The organism is Thioclava indica (assembly GCF_000714545.1).
In the GTDB taxonomy this organism is placed as follows: Bacteria; Pseudomonadota; Alphaproteobacteria; order Rhodobacterales; family Rhodobacteraceae; genus Thioclava; species Thioclava indica.
Genome location: NZ_AUNB01000012.1, coordinates 67,134 through 84,566 on the forward strand (window position 1 = coordinate 67,134; position 17,433 = coordinate 84,566).

The 17,433-nt window shown below is 62.0% G+C and carries 14 protein-coding genes; 7 read left to right on the plus strand and 7 right to left on the minus strand.

Annotation, left to right across the window (positions count from 1 at the left end):
- Nucleotides 1-35: 35 nt before the first annotated feature.
- Nucleotides 36-809: an alpha/beta fold hydrolase gene (locus tag DT23_RS04440; RefSeq protein WP_038128724.1), complete on the minus strand. Its 774-nt coding sequence runs from the start codon at nt 807-809 to the stop codon at nt 36-38.
- A 126-nt stretch (nt 810-935) separates the two neighbouring features.
- Between DT23_RS04440 and DT23_RS04445 the strand changes: the two genes are divergently transcribed.
- Nucleotides 936-1,304 (plus strand): hypothetical protein, encoded by a 369-nt coding sequence (locus DT23_RS04445; RefSeq protein ID WP_038128665.1) that lies wholly within the window; start codon nt 936-938, stop codon nt 1,302-1,304.
- Between the two features lie 51 nt (nt 1,305-1,355).
- Here the strand turns inward: DT23_RS04445 and glyA are convergent, their stop codons facing one another.
- Nucleotides 1,356-2,648, minus strand: a complete 1,293-nt coding sequence (gene glyA / locus DT23_RS04450) for a serine hydroxymethyltransferase (protein ID WP_038128668.1) — start codon at nt 2,646-2,648, stop codon at nt 1,356-1,358.
- 164 nt (nt 2,649-2,812) lie between these two features.
- Between glyA and DT23_RS04455 the strand changes: the two genes are divergently transcribed.
- Nucleotides 2,813-3,574, plus strand: a complete 762-nt coding sequence (locus tag DT23_RS04455) for an NAD kinase (protein ID WP_081846914.1) — start codon at nt 2,813-2,815, stop codon at nt 3,572-3,574.
- A gap of 22 nt (nt 3,575-3,596) precedes the next feature.
- On the opposite strand, the gene DT23_RS04460 is transcribed toward DT23_RS04455, so the two are convergent.
- The 4 genes from DT23_RS04460 to DT23_RS04475 form a co-directional block, all read right to left on the minus strand.
- A complete protein-coding gene (locus DT23_RS04460; RefSeq protein ID WP_276202208.1) occupies nt 3,597-4,955 on the minus strand; it encodes a sigma-54-dependent transcriptional regulator in 1,359 nt (452 codons plus the stop codon).
- 92 nt (nt 4,956-5,047) lie between these two features.
- A complete protein-coding gene (locus DT23_RS04465; RefSeq protein WP_081846916.1) occupies nt 5,048-6,574 on the minus strand; it encodes an ATP-binding response regulator in 1,527 nt (508 codons plus the stop codon).
- Between the two features lie 167 nt (nt 6,575-6,741).
- A complete protein-coding gene (locus tag DT23_RS04470; RefSeq protein WP_038128675.1) occupies nt 6,742-8,634 on the minus strand; it encodes a propionyl-CoA synthetase in 1,893 nt (630 codons plus the stop codon).
- A gap of 199 nt (nt 8,635-8,833) precedes the next feature.
- Nucleotides 8,834-11,110 carry an NADP-dependent malic enzyme gene (locus DT23_RS04475; protein ID WP_038128677.1) on the minus strand — a complete coding sequence of 759 codons (2,277 nt, stop codon included), beginning with the start codon at nt 11,108-11,110 and terminating at the stop codon, nt 8,834-8,836.
- Nucleotides 11,111-11,352: 242 nt separating this feature from the next.
- On the opposite strand from DT23_RS04475, the gene DT23_RS04480 reads away from it, so the two are divergent.
- The 5 genes from DT23_RS04480 (at nt 11,353) to DT23_RS04500 (ending at nt 16,231) form a co-directional block, all read left to right on the plus strand.
- Entirely contained in the window at nt 11,353-11,745 is a 393-nt protein-coding gene (locus DT23_RS04480; RefSeq protein ID WP_038128678.1) for a cytidine deaminase, read from the plus strand.
- The gene (locus DT23_RS04485) at nt 11,745-13,055 is read left to right on the plus strand and encodes a thymidine phosphorylase (RefSeq protein WP_038128680.1); all 1,311 of its coding nucleotides are present in this window, start codon (nt 11,745-11,747) and stop codon (nt 13,053-13,055) included. Before DT23_RS04480 ends, DT23_RS04485 begins: the two co-directional genes overlap by 1 nt.
- A complete protein-coding gene (locus DT23_RS04490; RefSeq protein ID WP_038128681.1) occupies nt 13,052-14,284 on the plus strand; it encodes a phosphopentomutase in 1,233 nt (410 codons plus the stop codon). Before DT23_RS04485 ends, DT23_RS04490 begins: the two co-directional genes overlap by 4 nt.
- Nucleotides 14,281-14,913, plus strand: coding sequence for a uracil phosphoribosyltransferase (gene upp, locus DT23_RS04495; protein ID WP_038128684.1), 633 nt, complete (start codon nt 14,281-14,283; stop codon nt 14,911-14,913). Before DT23_RS04490 ends, upp begins: the two co-directional genes overlap by 4 nt.
- 67 nt (nt 14,914-14,980) lie before the next feature.
- Nucleotides 14,981-16,231 carry an SPOR domain-containing protein gene (locus DT23_RS04500; RefSeq protein WP_038128686.1) on the plus strand — a complete coding sequence of 417 codons (1,251 nt, stop codon included), beginning with the start codon at nt 14,981-14,983 and terminating at the stop codon, nt 16,229-16,231.
- Nucleotides 16,232-16,300: 69 nt separating this feature from the next.
- Here the strand turns inward: DT23_RS04500 and DT23_RS04505 are convergent, their stop codons facing one another.
- Nucleotides 16,301-17,320, minus strand: coding sequence for a hypothetical protein (locus DT23_RS04505; protein WP_038128689.1), 1,020 nt, complete (start codon nt 17,318-17,320; stop codon nt 16,301-16,303).
- Nucleotides 17,321-17,433: the final 113 nt, after the last annotated feature.

The following is a 17,433-nucleotide window of genomic DNA, read 5'->3' on the forward strand; positions in this document are numbered from 1 at the left end:
GACGAGGCCGGTGGACTGAGCGCGCCTTTGGAGGCCTAGCTGAGAAACCGCTCCACCTCTGCCTCAACTTCGCGCGGGCGCTCGGCATGGAGCCAGTGGCCCGCGTTTTTGATCTCCACAAACTCAGCTTGCGGGAACAGCGCGCGGATCAGGTCATGATCGTCCGGCTCGACGTAATACGAATTTGCGCCTGACAGGAACAGGGCGGGGCCGTCAAATTCAGAGCCAAGCGGCAAATCGGGCCATTCTAGTATGGTGTCAAGATTGTTCTTCAGCGCCTGAAGGTTGAACTTCCAGCGCACGGGCCCGTCGCGCAGGCTCAACGATTGCAGCAAAAACGCCCGCGTGCCGGGATCTTGGATTTGCACACTCAACAAACGATCCGCCTGTGAGCGCGTTTCGATTTCCTCAAGGGGTAGCGCCTGCATCGCCTCAATCAGCGCGCCGTGGCTGTCGCCATGCTTGTAGGATTTGGGCGCCATATCGGCCACGATCAGGCGGCGCACCAGATCAGGATGGTTGAGCGCAAGCATCATCGCCGCTTTGCCGCCCATCGAATGACCCAGCACATCGGCCTGCCCGCCATGGGAGTTGATTACCTCGGCGATATCATCGGCCATTGCGGGATAGCTGTGATCATCATCCCAAAAACTGTCACCATGATTGCGCATATCCAGCGCGATGACTTGGCGCTTTTCGCTGAGCTGCTTTGAGATCGCAGACCAGTTGCGCGCCGAGCCAAACAGGCCCGGCGCGATAACAAGCGGGGGCGCATCGGTCTTGGCGCCATGGAGGACTGTGTTCAACATGCTCATCAACGTAGGGCGCAGGCAGGGGGACGACCAGAGCGGAAATATGAAAATCTTGCGAGGCGAGCGACTTGCGCGGGGCGGCGCGCGTGTCTAGCGTGCGCGGGCATAATTTGGGGGATAGGCATGGGGCCAGAGCAGATCACGCAAATGACCGCGCAGGTGTCGCGCCTGTTGGCCGCGCGCTTGGGGGCCAAAGGTGCGGGGCTTGAGGCGCGCGTGGCCCATCGCGCCCGCGCGCTGCCGCGCAAGGTGCGCCGTGCTGCGTTGCAACTGGCCAAGGCCGAGCGTCTGGCACATTCCCCCAAACAAGCGCGCCAGCTTGATGCGCGCGCCATTCAGGCGGCCTATGCGACCTGCACCCATTATCTTGAGCCCTTGGGCGCGGGCGAGCGGTTTCGCGCTGCCGCCCTGACCTTTGGCAGTTCGGTCGCCTTTATCGTGATCGTGGTGGGGGGAGTGATCTTTGGCGCGATGTGGCTGAGCGGCTGGTAATATAAAAAGGCCCCCGAAAGAGGGGGCCTTTTGGGTGTGATCCGTTTCAGATCACAGATTGGGATAGATCGGGAAGCGCGCGCAGAGCTTGGCGACCTTGGCCCGCACCGCCGCTTCGACATCGGCATTGCCCTCTTCGCCATTGGCGGCCAGACCATCGACCACTTCGACGATAAGACGCGCGATCTCGCGGAAGTCGTCCTCGGCAAAGCCGCGCGTGGTGCCCGCCGGGGTGCCCAAACGCACGCCCGACGTGACCATCGGCTTTTCGGGGTCAAACGGAATGCCGTTCTTGTTGCAAGTGATATGGGCGCGCCCGAGCGCCTTTTCGGTGGCATTGCCCTTCACGCCTTTGGGGCGCAAATCGACCAGCATCACATGGGTATCGGTGCCGCCGGTGACGATATCAAGGCCACCTTTCATCAGCTCGTCTGCCAAGGCTTGCGCGTTCTTCACGACCTGCTCGGCATAGACCTTGAACTCGGGGCGCTGCGCCTCGCCAAAGGCCACGGCCTTGGCGGCGATCACATGCATCAGCGGGCCGCCCTGAATGCCGGGGAAGATCGCCGAGTTCACTTTCTTGGCGATATCCTCGTTATTGGTCAGGATCATCCCGCCACGCGGGCCGCGCAGGGTTTTATGCGTCGTGGTGGTCGCGACATCGGCATAGGGGAAGGGCGAGGGGTGTTGACCACCCGCGACGAGCCCTGCGAAATGCGCCATATCCACCATCAGATACGCGCCCACCTCATCCGCAATCTCGCGGAACTTGGCGAAATCGATCTGGCGCGGAATGGCCGAGCCACCAGCGACGATCAGCTTGGGTTTATGCTCTAGCGCCAATTCGCGCACCTGATCGTAATCGAGCAGGCTGTCTTGCTTGCGCACGCCATATTGCACCGCGTTGAACCATTTGCCCGACTGGTTGGGCTTGGCGCCGTGGGTCAGGTGACCGCCTGCATCAAGGCTCATGCCGAGGATCGTGTCGCCGGGCTGGATCAGCGCCTGAAACACGCCTTGGTTGGCTTGCGATCCGGAATTGGGCTGCACATTGGCGAACTCACAGCCAAACAGCGCCTTGGCGCGGTCAATCGCAAGATTTTCGGCCACGTCGACATATTGGCAGCCGCCATAATAGCGCCGCCCGGGATAGCCTTCGGCATATTTGTTGGTCATCACCGAGCCCTGAGCCTCCATCACCGCCGCAGAGACGATGTTCTCAGAGGCGATCAGCTCGATCTCGTCGCGCTGGCGACCCAGCTCGTCGGTGATCGAGGCGTAAAGCTCGGGGTCACGGGTGGCGAGGCTTTCGGTGAAGAAGCCAGCGTCGCGTTGCTCGGTCATTGGGCACTCCTAGCAAATATCCGGTGTCGAGGCTGCTTTAACGCAGATTTTCCAAGGCGGGAAGCAGGCAAACAGGCAAATCCGCTTTTTCCGCACCCGATTGGCGCTTGTCTTTCGGCCAAGTGCTTGCAACACCTTAAGGAAGGAGAGAGGACGCCGCCGCTGTGAGTCAATACGCCCATATCCATTTCGCCGCCGCATCGGGTGAGTCTGCGCAAGCCGCGCTGGCTGATTTGATCGACCGCTACGGGCAGGTGCCGCGCTATGCGGCCGATGTGATCGTGGCGTTGGGGGGCGACGGGTTCATGCTGCAATGCCTGCATGAGGGCACGGGCCTGCCGGTTTACGGGATGAATCGCGGCACGGTCGGGTTCTTGATGAACGACTATGTGCCCGGCGATTTGCCCGAGCGGCTGGAAGCTGCCGAAGAGGCGATGATCAATCCGCTGTCGATGAAGGCGGAAACCGAAGATGGCGTGCTGCACGAGGCGCTGGCGATCAACGAGGTCTCGCTGCTGCGCGCGGGGCCGCAAGCGGCCAAGCTGCGGATCTCGATCAATGGCAAGGTGCGGCTGGAGGAACTGGTCTGTGACGGCGCGATTGTATCCACGCCTGCGGGATCGACGGCGTATAATTTCTCGGCGCACGGGCCGATCCTGCCGATTGGCTCGGATGTTCTGGCGCTGACCGGGATTGCCAGTTTTCGACCCCGGCGCTGGCAGGGGGCGATCCTGCCCTCCTCGGCGCTGGTGCGCTTTGACGTGCTTGAGGCTGAGAAACGCCCGGTGATGGCGGACGCGGATTCCCGCTCGGTCAAACCGGTGAAATGGGTCGAGATCCGGTCCGAGCCCGAGATTGCGCATCACATTCTGTTTGATCCCGGCCATGGGCTGGAAGAACGCTTGATGCGCGAGCAATTTGCCTGAACGCGTGATGCGCGCCCCTCGATCACGGCGTGCTTGGCGTGTCGCGCTCCCACGTCTCACGCTTGCGATAGATCGTTGAGGGGGCCACACCCAATTCCTGCGCGGCGCGCGGGATAGATCCGTCATGACGCTCAATCGCGGCCTCAATCGCCTCGCGTTCGATTTCTGCGAGCGTGCGGATGACAGGCTGAGTGTTGGCACTCGGCGCGGACGCGCTTGCGCCCGCTGATCGGGGTGCGCAGTGGATACCATCGGGCAGCATGTCGACGCTAAGTTCCGGACCGTCATGCATCACCACCGCCGCGCGCAACACGTTCATCAACTGGCGCACATTTCCCGGCCATGAATGGGATTGCAGCCAAGCCATTGCCTCGGGAGTGATGGAGGTAAAGCTGCGCTGCTCCTCGGTGGAAAACCGGGCAAGCGCCTCGTGCGCAATCGTTTCGATATCTTCGGGATGCTCGCGCAAAGGGGGCATCTCGATGGACAGAACATGCAGGCGATATTGCAGATCTTCGCGCATCTGGCCGCGGTCCACGACCTCCATCGGCGAGCGCGCTGCGGCACTGATCACGCGAACATCCACCTGCACCGGCTCAACCGCGCCAAAGGGCTTGATGTGGCCACTTTCCAGAAACCGCAGAAGTTTCGTTTGCACCGTGGGGTCTAGTTCGCACACATTATCCAGCAGCAAGCTGCCACCATTGGCGCTGAGCAAAGCGCCGGGTTTGTCACTTAGCGCGCCCGGAAAGGCCCCCTGCCTATGGCCAAACAGCTCGCTATCAAGGCGGTCGGCGGGCAAGGCGCCGCAATCGAGCGTCACGAAAGGTGCCTTGGCGCGCGACCCAAGCGCGTGGGTCGCATGCGCACACAGTTCTTTGCCAGTGCCGCTTTCGCCCCAGATAAACAGCGGCGCCACAGAGCGCGCCGCCGCGCGGATCTTGTCATAGACCTTTTGCATGTGCGGCGACTGCCCGATGAACGCGCCGATGGTCGGGGCATTTTGCGCATCGCTTTGCGGATCGGCCTGCATCGCGAAACTGCGCGCATTTTCGATGGCGCTGCTCAGGCGGGCCTCACTGACCGGCTTGATCAGCACATCCAGCGCGCCCGCGCGCATCGCATTGACCGCGCGATCAACCGAGCGATCGGCCGTGAACACCAAAATCGCGGTGCGCCCGCGCAGGGCCAGCATTTCCGGGATCAGCTCATCGCCATCGCGATCCGGCAGCATCAAATCCAGCAGCACAATTTCAACGGGATGGGCGCGAAACAGCGCCATTGCATCGCTGGCCGAGGCGGCTGTGTGAACCTCAAAGCCCGCGTTGCTCAGATGCGCTTCGTAGATCGCGCGCAAAGAGGCGACGTCCTCTACCAGCAAAATCCGGCCGCGGGGAATGGGGGGAGACTGCGTCGATTGCCCTGCGGGTTGGTCGTCTTCAAGAGGACTTTCAGACTTTGCCTGGGAATTATTCATGAGAGTGTAAATTCTTTAATGGAAAATTGACTGGTTAACTGATGGATCAAACTTTCTGTGCGATCAAGGGCTTCGCGCACCCGTTCGTGAATATCGCTCGCAGCCTCTTGAGCGATTGCGCAGTGCAAGGCGTGGGCCGTCGTGCTGAGCATTGTCTCCCCGACGGCCCCGGCAACGGCGATCAGCTTGTGGCATTGACGCTGGATATCGGCGGTGTCGCCCTGTTGCCAAGCGTGCATGAGGGCACGGGTGATCATCTTGAGATCCGCAATAACAAAAAGGGCTAAGGTCTTGCTTTCCGACGTGTGCGCGCGGTGTTGCAGCGCCGAAAACAGCAGATCTTGCGCGCCGCGCTGTGCCTTGCGATGCGCGGGTTTTGACGTAAGTGCTTGATTGATGGCATATGCCAAGGGGGCGGGGCCCTTGATTGGTTTCATTAAAATCGCATTCGCGCCAGCCGCCAAGATTGCCTCATGTTTCGGGCGCTGAGCAAAAGCGGTGCAGGCGACAATCGGCAGATCGGCCCAATCAAGCCCCGAGGCACGCAAAGCCACGGTCACGCCAAGCCCCGATTCGCCGGGCATATCAATATCAAGGATCGCCAGATCAAACGGGGCGTCAAGAACGGCACCAAGCGCGCCAGTGCCATCAGAACAGGTCTCGACCCGCGCACCAAGGGCGCTCAGCATCGTTTCAAGAACCGCCTGATTGGTCAGGCTATCATCGGCGACCAACACGCGGCAGCCTGTCAGATCGGGTGGCGGAGGGGCGTCGTCGTGCGGGGCCACGTGGCGCGTCGACGGGGCGGTGGACAGAGGCACGTCCAGCGCGATCTCGGCCCCGCCTTCGCGGCGATTGCGCGCCGTTATCTCGCCGCCCAACTGATGGGTCAGACTGCGCGCAATGAACAGGCCAAGCCCGTCGCCATCACGGCGATGCGCCTGCGCGCCGCGCTGGCCGCGATCAAAAAGGGTGGCCAGCTTGTCAGGGGCAAATCCCGGCCCGTCATCGCGCAGATAGACGCGCAGCCGCGTTGTAGATTGCATTTCGAACATGATGCGGATCGGGCCTGATCCCGCATAGGCCATCGCATTGGAAATCACATTGGCCAAGATCCGTTCCAGCGCCAAAGCGTCGATCTCCAAGATCGCCGGCACATCGGGGGCGACGTCAAGGTGAAACGCCATCCCCGCCGCCTCTGCCGCGCCACGCCAACGCCGCTCTAGCGCGGTGAGAAAGTCGGACAGACGCAGCGGATAGTCTGCATTCGCCTGATAGTCCGGGACAGTATCTTCCAGTCCCAGTTCCCAAAGCTGCGCGAGATACTCACTGGCGCTTTGGATGCGCTCAAGCTGTTGGCGGGTTTGCGGATCAAGCGATGTGTCGGGGATCAGGCTTAGCCCGCCAAGAATATCTGAAAGCGCGGAGCGCGCATCATGCGCAAGCATTGAAAGACGTTCACGCCTTGCGTGCTCGTCGTTTGAGACCTGATCGGTTGTGCGTGAATGACGCGGTGTTTTCATATTTATATCCCGGCTCGGATCATCCGGGTGACGGGCACGTAAATCAAGTAACGCTTTCCACCAGAGCGGGCATAAGCCTGCAATTTCCGAAAAGTGTGATGCGTAATCGTGTCAATATGTCACGGGGCGCGGCAGCATTCACATCCGCGCCCCGAGCGTTTGGGACATTATCCTTTGGGATAGCCGAGCGTTTTCAACGCCTGCGTGATCTCATCCAGAATGGCGGGATCGTCAATCGTTGCAGGCATTTTCCAGTCTTGCCCATCCGCGATCTTGACCATCGTTGCGCGCAAAATCTTGCCCGAGCGTGTCTTGGGCAGGCGATCCACGATGCAAGCAAGCTTGAACGCCGCGACCGGGCCGATCTTTTCGCGCACGCGCGTGACGCATTCCTTCACGATTTCGTTTTCGGGGCGGTTGCAGCCCGCATTGAGGCAGAGGAACCCCATCGGGCTTTGCCCCTTGAGGTCATCCGCGACCCCGATCACCGCGCATTCCGCAACATCGGGATGCCCCGCCAACACCTCTTCCATCGCGCCGGTGGACAGGCGGTGACCGGCCACGTTGATCACGTCATCGGTGCGCGCCATGATGTAAAGATAGCCGTCCTCGTCGATATAGCCCGCATCGCCCGTCTCATAATAGCCGGGGAAATGTTCGAGATAGCTTTTGTTGAACCGATCCTCGGCATTCCACAGCGTCGGCAATGTACCCGGAGGCAGCGGAAGTTTGATCGCGATCGCGCCCAATTCACCGGGCGGAAGCGGATGGCCGCCTTCATCCAGCGCTTGCACATCATAGCCGGGCATCGGCACGCAGGGGCTGCCTACTTTGGTCGGCAATTCCTCAATCCCGATGGGGTTGGCGGCGATGGGCCAGCCGGTCTCGGTTTGCCACCAGTGATCGACCACCGGCACATTCAAGTGTTTCTGCGCCCATTCCACGGTATCGGGATCAGCGCGCTCGCCTGCCAGGAACAGCGCCTGCAAATCGTGCAGCTTGTAGCGCTTGATCCATTCGCCAGTCGGGTCTTCGCGCTTGATCGCGCGCAGAGCGGTGGGCGCGGTGAAGAACGACTTGATCCGGTTGTTCTGGATGATGCGCCAGAACACGCCGGGATGGGGCGTGCCGATCGGCTTGCCCTCGAACACCACCGTCGTCGCGCCTGCAATCAGCGGCCCGTAACAGATGTAGCTATGGCCCACGACCCAACCCACATCAGAGGCGGCCCAGAACCGGTCGCCTTTCTCGATGTTGTAGATGTTATTCATCGACCACTGCAGCGCGACAAGCTGCCCGCCCGTGTGGCGCACCACGCCTTTGGGCTGCCCCGTCGTGCCCGAAGTGTAGAGAATATAGGAGGGATGATTGCCCTCAACCGGCACGCAATCCGCAGGTTTCACGCCATATTGGAAGCCATGCCAGCTAAAATCGCGGCCCTCGATCAGCTTGGCGACCTCTTGCTCGCGCTGGAAGATGACGCAGAACTCGGGCTTGTGTTCGGCCAGTTCAATCGCCTCGTCGAGCAGTGGTTTGTAATGCACCACGCGCCCCGGTTCGAGCCCGCAACTAGCCGCGATGATTGCCTTGGGTGTGCAATCGTCAATGCGCACGGCCAGTTCGTTGGCGGCAAACCCGCCAAACACCACCGAATGGATCGCGCCGATGCGCGAACAGGCGAGCATCGCCTCCAAAGCCTCGGGGATCATCGGCATGTAAATGATAACGCGGTCGCCCTTTTCAACGCCGCGCATTTTCAGCGCTCCGGCGAGGCTGGCGACGCGAGTTTGCAACTCTTTGTAGGTGATGCCCTTGGTGGAATGGGTGATCGGGCTTTCATGCATGATCGCGATCTGATCGCCGCGCCCGGCCTCGACATGGCGGTCCACCGCATTCCAGCAAGTGTTGACCATCCCGTCCGAGAACCACTCGTAATGCGGGGCATCGCCATCAAACAGCGCCTTTGAGGGCTTGCTGTCCCAGTCGATCTTTTCGGCAGCCTGCATCCAGAACTTGTCAGGATCTGCCTGCCATGCGGAATAAACCTCTTTGTAATCCATGCGAATGCCTCCTCCTCAGGAATATGAGGAATGTGTAAGGGGGCGGGGGGCATTGGCGCAAGAATGTTACCGCGCACAATCGGGGGATGCGCGCGAAATTTTGCAGTTTGGTGGAAAACATCCCGCAAAGTTTTGCAAACCCTGCGGGATTATTCATTGGGCGCGGCGCGCGCGCGGGCTTTGCAAATTCGCGCGCGACTCAGCTGTAATGCGAAACCGGCGTGCCGGCGATGGCGGACATGTTCAGCAAGCCGCGCGAGGTGATCGAGGGGGTCACGATATGCACCTTGTTGCCCATCCCCATCAGGATCGGCCCGACTTCCAGACCGCCTGCCTTCATCTTAAGGATGTTACGCACGCCCGACGCGGCATCGGTATTGGCAAAGACCAGCACGTTGGCCGGGCCCTCAAAACGCGAGTCAGGCATCAGCCGGGTGCGCGTTTCGGGATCGAGTGCGGCATCGACATGCATCTCGCCCTCGAAATCGAAATCGACCTCGCGGAGCAACAACAAATTCATTGCCTCGCGCATCCGCTCGCCGCTATCGGTGTCGAGATTGCCAAACTGGCTGTGCGAACACAGCGCGATTTTTGGACGCAATCCAAAGCGGCAGACATGACGCGCCGCACCGATCACCGTTTCCACGATCTGCTCGGCAGTCGGGGTATGATGCACCTGCGTGTCCGCGACGAACAGCGGCTCGTCCTCAAGAATCATCAGTGACAATGCGCCAACCGGGCGCAACTTACCGCGCGCAAGAATCTCGCGCACATATTTCAAATGCCACAAATACTGTCCGAAGGTGCCGCAGATCATCGAATCCGCTTCTTCGCGATGCACCATGATAGCCGCAATCGCCGTGGTGTTCGTGCGCATGATCGCGCGCGCCAGATCAGGCGTGATGCCACGGCGCGCCATCAACTCGTGATAGGTGCCCCAGTAATCGCGATAGCGCGGGTCGTTTTGCGGGTTCACGATTTCCAGATCGGACAGGCGCAGCGGCAGACCGGCGCGCTCGCAACGCATCTCGATCACCTCAGGGCGCCCGATCAGAATGGGCGTATCGGTGGTTTCCTCGATCATCGCATTGGCGGCGCGCAGCACACGTTCATCCTCGCCCTCGGCGAACACGATGCGGCGCGTCGCGGTAGCGGCCGCCTCAAAGACCGGGCGCATCAGCAGCGCCGATTTGAACACCGAGCCATCGAGTTTGAGTTTGTAGGCGGCGGGATCTTCGAGCGGACGGGTCGCGACACCGGTTTCCTTCGCAGCCTTGGCTACGGCGCTGGCCACAACACCCATCAGACGCGGATCAAAGGGCTTCGGGATCAGGTATTCGGTCCCGAAGGTCAGCTTTTCACCGCGATAGGCGGCGGCGGTCTCGGCGCTGGTGGTTTGGCGCGCCAGCTTGGCGATGCCTTCGATACAGGCGATCTGCATCTCATCGTTGATCGTGGTCGCCCCGACGTCCAGCGCGCCGCGGAAGATATAGGGGAAGCACAGCACGTTATTGACTTGATTAGGGAAATCGCTGCGCCCTGTCGCGATAATCGCGCCGGGCGCGACCTCGCGGGCCAGATCGGGCAGGATTTCCGGGGTCGGGTTGGCCAGCGCGAAGATGATCGGCTTGTCGGTCATTTTAGCAACCATTTCGGGGGTCAGAACGCCGGGGCCGGAAAGCCCGAGGAACATATCCGCCCCACCGATCACATCGTCCAGCGTGCGCAACTCGCTGTCTTGCGCATAATCGGCCTTTTGCGCGGTCATTTCCGTCTCGCGGCCTTTGTAAACCAGGCCCGCGATATCGCATAGCCAGACATTCTCGCGCTTCACGCCCAGTTTGAGCAGCATGTTGAGGCAGGCAATTCCTGCCGCCCCGCCACCCGTCGAGACGATCTTGATATCTTCGAATTTCTTGCCGCTCAGATGCAGCGCATTGGTCGCCGCAGCCCCCACGACAATCGCGGTGCCGTGCTGATCGTCGTGAAACACCGGAATGTTCATCCGTTCACGACAGATTTTCTCAACGATGAAACACTCTGGCGCTTTGATATCTTCAAGGTTGATCGCGCCAAAGGTGGGTTCCAGCGCGCAGACGATTTCAGCCAGTTTCTCGGGGTCGCTTTCATTCAGCTCGATGTCAAAGGCATCGATATCGGCGAATTTCTTGAACAGAACCGCCTTGCCTTCCATCACCGGTTTCGCGGCGAGCGCGCCGATATTGCCCAAGCCCAAAACAGCGGTGCCGTTGGTCACAACGCCGACCAGATTGCCCCGTGCGGTGTAGTCGCGTGCGGTGTCGGGATTGGCTTTGATCTCAAGGCTGGCCTCGGCCACGCCGGGCGAGTAGGCGCGCGCCAGATCGCGGCCATTGGCCAGCGGTTTGGTGGCGCGGATTTCCAGTTTTCCGGGCTTGGGATGGGCGTGATAGTCCAGTGCCGATTGCCGGGTGTTGTCGTGACGAACCTCTTCCATAGATTCCTCTCCCAAACTGGTTTAGCGCTAAACTATATTTTTGTGCGCGCATGTCTGTCTTGTTCTAGATACCACAGGGGGCGCAAATGCAACCCCGGCGCTGACCTTGCGGCATGAACAGATCGCGAGGCCGCGCGCTTGACGCAGCCTCCCCGCTTGCATCATCCGCGCGCCCGGCGCAGGATCGGCAAAACTCAACCGGCTGGACAAATTTCAACGTCCGGCCCAGCCCGGAGACGGCCATGTCGCTTCTCGATGCCGCGCGTCAGGTGCGCGAAAACGCCTATGCCCCCTATTCGAAATTCAAGGTGGGGGCGGCGGTGCGCGGTGCCTCGGGCACGATCTATCGCGGCGTGAATGTCGAGAATGTGGCCTATCCCGAGGGCACCTGCGCCGAGGCGGGCGCGATTGCGGCGATGATCGCGGCGGGCGAAACCGAGATCACCGAGGTCGCCGTCATTGCCGATTGCCCCAGCCCGGTGCCTCCCTGTGGCGGGTGTCGGCAAAAACTGGCCGAGTTTGCGCGCCATGACGCACCCGTCACGCTGGCCACGACTGACGGCGAGCGGCTGGATACGTCGGTGGGCGCGCTACTGCCGGGGCGCTTCGACATCAGCCATATGGATAACGTCTGATGGATGCGCGTTCGGTCATTCGCGCGGTGCGCGATGGGGAGGGGCTGACGGCTGACGGCGCGGCTTGGTTCGCACGTGGCTTGGCCGATGGCGCGGTGTCGGATGCGCAGGCGGGCGCATTTGCGATGGCGGTGCTGCTCAAGGGCATTGGTGCGCCGGGGCGCGTCGCGCTGACGCAAGCGATGCGCGATAGCGGCTCGGTGTTGCAATGGGACATGCCCGGTCCGGTGATCGACAAACATTCGACCGGTGGTGTGGGCGATAGCGTGTCGCTGCTCCTCGCCCCCGCTTTGGCGGCCTGTGGCTGCTATGTGCCGATGATCTCGGGGCGCGGGCTGGGCCACACGGGCGGCACGCTGGACAAGATGGAATCGATCCCCGGCTATCGCGCGCTTCCCGGCATCGAGGTGTTGCGCAAAGTTGTGGGCGAGGTCGGCTGTGCCATTGTCGGGGCCACCGGAGAAATCGCGCCCGCCGACAAGCGGCTTTACGGTATTCGCGACATTTCCGGCACGGTAGAAAGCATTGATTTGATCACCGCCTCAATCCTGTCGAAAAAACTGGCCGCCGGGCTGGAGGGGCTGATCCTCGATGTCAAAGTCGGCTCTGGCGCGTTTATGGCCAATGCGGATGACGCGCGCGCCTTGGCGAAAAGTCTGGTGGAAACGGCCAATGGTGCGGGCTGCAAGACGACCGCGCTGATCACCGATATGAACCAGCCGCTGGGCCTGTGCGCGGGCAATGCGCTTGAGGTCATCGAGGTGATGGAGACGCTGACGGGCACCGCCGTCAGTGGTGCGTTGTGGGATATCACGGCGGCGCTGGGCGGTGAGGCGCTGGTGCTGGCGGGCCTCGCGGCAGATGCCGAGGAAGGCGCGGAGCGGATCGACGAGGCGCTTGAAACCGGGCGTGCCGCCGAGATCTTCGGTAAGATGGTCGCAGCACTTGGTGGCCCCGTGGATTTCGTCGAACGCTACCCCGACCGGCTCCCTGCGGCGCCCGTGATGCGCGCGATCACCGCGCCGCGTGACGGCTTTATCGCCAGCATCGACACCCGCGCTTTGGGCGAGGCGGTGGTGCATCTGGGCGGCGGGCGGTTGGTGGGCAGCGACAAGATCAACCCCTCGGTCGGGCTGTCAGAGATGCGCATGATCGGCGAGGCGATGGGAGAGGGCGATCCGCTGATGCTGGTGCACGCCAGTGACGCCGCCCATGCCGATGCCGCCGAGGCTGCCGTGCGCGCGGCCTATCATTTCAGCGACGAGCCCCCCGAGGAGCCGCCGCTCATTCACGAAAGGATCGGGATATGAGCCGGGCATTTTTAGTTGTTATGGACAGCGTCGGGATTGGCGGCGCCCCCGATGCGGATCGCTTTTTCAACGATGGCACGCCTGATACGGGTGCCAATACGGTCGGCCATATCGCGCAGGCTTGTGCAGATGGTCGCGCCGATCAGGGCCGCGCAGGGGCGCTAAAGCTGCCCAATCTGGATGCGCTGGGTCTGGGGGCTGCGATCAAGCTGGCCTCGGGCGTCGATGCACCCGGTTTGGGCGCTGCGCCGCAGGGACTTTGGGGGGCTGCAACCGAGGTCTCGCCGGGCAAAGATACGCCCTCGGGGCATTGGGAGATGGCGGGCGTTCCGGTGCCGTGGGACTGGCATTATTTCCCCGACAAGACCAACAGCTTCCCGCCCGATCTGGTGGCACAAGCCTGTCAGATCGCAAGGACGGATGGGATTTTGGGCAATTGTCACGCCTCGGGGACCAATATCATCGAGGAATTGGGCGACGAGCATATCCGTACCGGCTGGCCGATCTGCTACACCTCTGCCGATAGCGTGTTCCAGATCGCCGCCCATGAAGAACATTTCGGCCTCGATCGCTTGCTCGCGCTGTGCGAGGGGCTCGCCCCCACGCTGCACGGCATGAAAGTGGGTCGCGTGATCGCGCGCCCGTTCATCGGCGAGAACGGCGTGTTCACGCGCACGCCGAACCGGCGCGATTTCGCGATGGCGGCACCTGCGCCGACGCTGCTGGATTGGGCCTATGATGCGGGCCGCGTGACTCATGCGATTGGCAAGATCGGCGATATCTTCAGCCATCGCGGCGTCACCCATCTGCATAAGGGCAAGGGGGATGCCGATCTGGCCGATCACCTGCTGGCACTGGCCGAGAACGCCGAAGAGGGCAGCCTGACCTTTGCCAATTTCGTCGAATTTGACAGCCTTTATGGGCATCGCCGCGACGTGGCGGGCTATGCGCGGGCGCTGGAGTGGTTCGACGGCGTGGCAGAAGCTTTCATGGCGCGGCTGCGTCCCGGCGATCTGGCGATCTTTACCGCCGATCACGGCAATGATCCGACCTGGAGCGGCACCGATCACACCCGCGAACGCGTGCCGGTTCTGGCTTGCGCGCCGGGGCAGGACGCGCGCGGCTTTGGCCAGATCGCCTTCAGTGACATTGCGGCATCGGTCGCAGATCATCTCGACATTCCGGCGCAAGGTCCGGGCAAATCGTTTTTCGTAAGGGACAAGACATGACCGATCATCTGACCGTGGTGAACCATCCGCTGGTGCAGCACAAACTGACCTTGATGCGCGACAAGAAAACCTCGACCAATTCCTTCCGCCAATTGCTGCGCGAGATCAGCCTGCTTCTGGCCTATGAGATCACGCGCGAGTTGGAAATGACGACTCGCACGATCCAGACGCCGCTGTGTGAAATGGAGGCCCCGATCCTTGAGGGCAAAAAGCTGGCGCTGGTGTCGATCTTGCGCGCGGGCAACGGCTTGCTGGATGGCGTGCTGGAACTGATCCCGGCGGCGCGGGTGGGGTTCGTCGGGCTTTATCGCGACCCCGAAACGCTGCAGCCCGTCGAATACTACTGCAAACTGCCCGCCAATCTGGACGAGCGCCTGACGATTGTCGTCGATCCGATGCTGGCGACGGGCAACAGCTCGGTCGCCGCGATTGATCTGATCAAGGCGAAAGGGGCCAAGAATATCCGTTTCCTGTGCCTGCTGGCCGCCCCTGAAGGTGTCGCGCGGATGCGTGAGGCGCACCCGGATGTGCCGATTGTCACCGCTTCGCTTGACGAAAAGCTTGATGATCATGCCTATATCGTGCCCGGCCTAGGGGATGCGGGTGATCGGATGTTTGGCACAAAATAGGCCATTTTTCCTTTACTCGTCGTCAAGACTCCGCCATTCTCCAACGTCATTAGACATGGGGGCATGTATGCGTTTTGGTGGGGTTTTGACGGCGACGCTTTTCGGCGCGGTAATGGGTGCAAGCGGGGCAATGGCGCAAAGCTATTCCCCCGAAGAAACCCCGCCCGCCTCGTTCAAGGGGCGGCAATATGTCGATAGCGCAGGCTGCGTTTTTGTGCGCGCGGGCTATGGCGATGCGACCAAATGGGTGCCCCGGATCAATCGCGATCGCACGGCGGTTTGTGGCTTTAAGCCCAGCCTGCCTGCCACGAAGGTCGCCACTGCGGCCCCGGTTCAGGTTGCAGCCCCCAAACCCGTGATCGCAAAAGCCGCCCCGGCCCCGAAAATGGCGCCGAAAATGGCCGCGCCGGTGACGCGTAGCTATGCCCCCGCTCGACGCGCGACGAAGGCCCCGATGGCCACGATTGCGTCGAATATGATGCCCGAAGCGCGCCACAGCAATTCCCCCTATTACCCGGTGAAAACGCTTGCCCCGCGTGCGGTGGCGCAAGCGGCTGCAACCAACCCCGCCATTTCGCAGCGCGGGTATGCCTCGCCCTATTCGGTGACGGGCGATCAGCGTATGTCCGCGGCACCTGCACGCCAGCGATACAGCGCGCCGATGCAGGTCGCCTCGACAAGCGTTTGTGCCGATCTCGATCCGGTCGCCCAAGCCTATATGCAGCCCAGCGACGGACGCGCCGTGCGCTGTGGACCTCAAGATGCGATCTTTGCACCAGTCCCGCGCGGGCAAGTCGCTGTGGCGCAGCCCGTCGTGCAACAGATCCCGCGTGAAGTCAGCGTGGGCGGCCTCGCGCCTATCGTGACCACCTCTTCTGAACCGGCTGGTGGCTGGGAGCCGGCATTCAAGGACGGACGGCTCAACCCCTATCGTGGACCGCGCACGCAAGCCGGCGATGCGCAGATGGCGCAGCGTTGGAACACCAAGACGCCGATGGGGCTGGTTCCCACGGCCAAGCAACAGGTGATCTATGTGCCTGTCGCGCGCGCCTCGAGCAAATCGGTTGCGCCCGCTGCGACCCAAACCCGCCAGCCTGTTATGTCGGGTAAGCGGTTCGTGCAGGTCGGCAGCTTTGGCGTTCCCAGCAATGCCGCAGCGGCCAAGGCACGGCTGCGCGCGCTGGGTCTGCCGGTTGCGACAGGGCGTTCGGGCGGTTTGACGGTGATCTATGCGGGGCCGTTTGCCGCCCCGTCCGCGTTGCATAACGCACTGGCACAGGCGCGTCGGGCCGGATTTACGGATGCGCTGTTGCGCTAGGTCTACACCCCGACGACTATCGAAAAGGGCGGTCCTGCGGGGCCGCCTTTTTGATTGCGGCTGGGCGGTTCAGCGCCCCGTGCAGATGTCTTGCAAGGCCACCCATTGCGCATCTGCGAGCACCGGACGGGGGGAGGGCTGGCCTTTGAACGGGTCGGCCTCGATCAGCCCCAGAACCGTTTCGCCTGTGGGATCAAGCGCATAGGCGAAGGGCGTCGAGCTAACGCCAGCGCTGCGAAACGCGCGCAGCAGGCCGTCTGTTGGCGGTGGCGTGGGTTCTTGGCGCAGCAATTGCTCGGCATAGGTGGTGATCCCGCTATCGGGCAGATTGCCGGTTGTCAGCAGTCGCAGCGCGGCACTGGGGCCAAGGTCGCCCAGCATCCGTTTGAGCGGCGATTGCCCGGCGGCCGCATCCTCGGTCGCGATCAGGTAGCCCGCGACGACCTCGGGCGTGTCTGGCCCCTCAATCGCGTTGCGCCCGATCACGGCCAGTTTGCCCGGCAGCAGTCGCGCGCCCATCAACGCCTCGGGCAGCACAACGATCGTGTCATGGCCGGGCAGACGCTTGGAGAGCGCGGCCAGCGCCTGATCGCCCGAGGGACTGGTGCAGGGCTGCCCGGCCATCTTGGAGAGTTCCGTCAACAGCTTGCGCCCGATTTCGACGCGTTTGGCCTGTGGCGTAATGCGCGCGGCGTGATCGACGAGCGCACCGGGCAGCCAGAACAGCGCCACCGCCCCAACGCACAGAACAACGCCGCCAATCAGAAACGAGCGCAAACGACCGGGATGCGGGCGATGGGATTCAATGATGGTGTGCACTTTTTCGATCGCGGCGATCATCACCTCGTCGTCAAGCTCGACCGTTTCGCCCGGCTCGTCCGAAGGGGCGTAGATTGCGGGGCGCTCGCCGGGATTGCACCGGATCATCGCAGGCAGCGACCAATGCGCCAACGCGGAGCCTGCCTTGGCATCGGAAATCACGAGACTTGCATCGCCGAGTGACAAAATCACATCGCGGCGCTGCGCCTGAGGATCGGCGCGCCAAAGCCCGATGGCTTCAAGACGTTCATATTCGCTTAGGGCGGTCATTGGGACCTGTTGCTGCTCTTGTTGACGCGCAGGATACCCGATCTTGCCGATGCGTCAATCAGTTGCCGGGTTTTGCGGCGCAGTCCGAGCTATGCCAGAATTTGGGTGATGGC

Excerpts from the sequence above, each read along its gene's own strand:
- glyA (WP_038128668.1), bottom strand. The coding sequence starts at position 2,648 with ATGACCGAGCAACGCGACGCTGGCTTCTTCACCGAAAGCCTCGCCACC.
- upp (WP_038128684.1), top strand. The coding sequence starts at position 14,281 with ATGACCGATCATCTGACCGTGGTGAACCATCCGCTGGTGCAGCACAAA.
- DT23_RS04500 (WP_038128686.1), top strand. The coding sequence starts at position 14,981 with ATGCGTTTTGGTGGGGTTTTGACGGCGACGCTTTTCGGCGCGGTAATG.
- DT23_RS04465 (WP_081846916.1), bottom strand. The coding sequence starts at position 6,574 with ATGAAAACACCGCGTCATTCACGCACAACCGATCAGGTCTCAAACGAC.
- DT23_RS04440 (WP_038128724.1), bottom strand. The coding sequence starts at position 809 with ATGTTGAACACAGTCCTCCATGGCGCCAAGACCGATGCGCCCCCGCTT.
- DT23_RS04485 (WP_038128680.1), top strand. The coding sequence starts at position 11,745 with ATGGATGCGCGTTCGGTCATTCGCGCGGTGCGCGATGGGGAGGGGCTG.
- DT23_RS04490 (WP_038128681.1), top strand. The coding sequence starts at position 13,052 with ATGAGCCGGGCATTTTTAGTTGTTATGGACAGCGTCGGGATTGGCGGC.
- DT23_RS04470 (WP_038128675.1), bottom strand. The coding sequence starts at position 8,634 with ATGGATTACAAAGAGGTTTATTCCGCATGGCAGGCAGATCCTGACAAG.
- DT23_RS04505 (WP_038128689.1), bottom strand. The coding sequence starts at position 17,320 with ATGACCGCCCTAAGCGAATATGAACGTCTTGAAGCCATCGGGCTTTGG.
- DT23_RS04480 (WP_038128678.1), top strand. The coding sequence starts at position 11,353 with ATGTCGCTTCTCGATGCCGCGCGTCAGGTGCGCGAAAACGCCTATGCC.
- DT23_RS04475 (WP_038128677.1), bottom strand. The coding sequence starts at position 11,110 with ATGGAAGAGGTTCGTCACGACAACACCCGGCAATCGGCACTGGACTAT.
- DT23_RS04445 (WP_038128665.1), top strand. The coding sequence starts at position 936 with ATGGGGCCAGAGCAGATCACGCAAATGACCGCGCAGGTGTCGCGCCTG.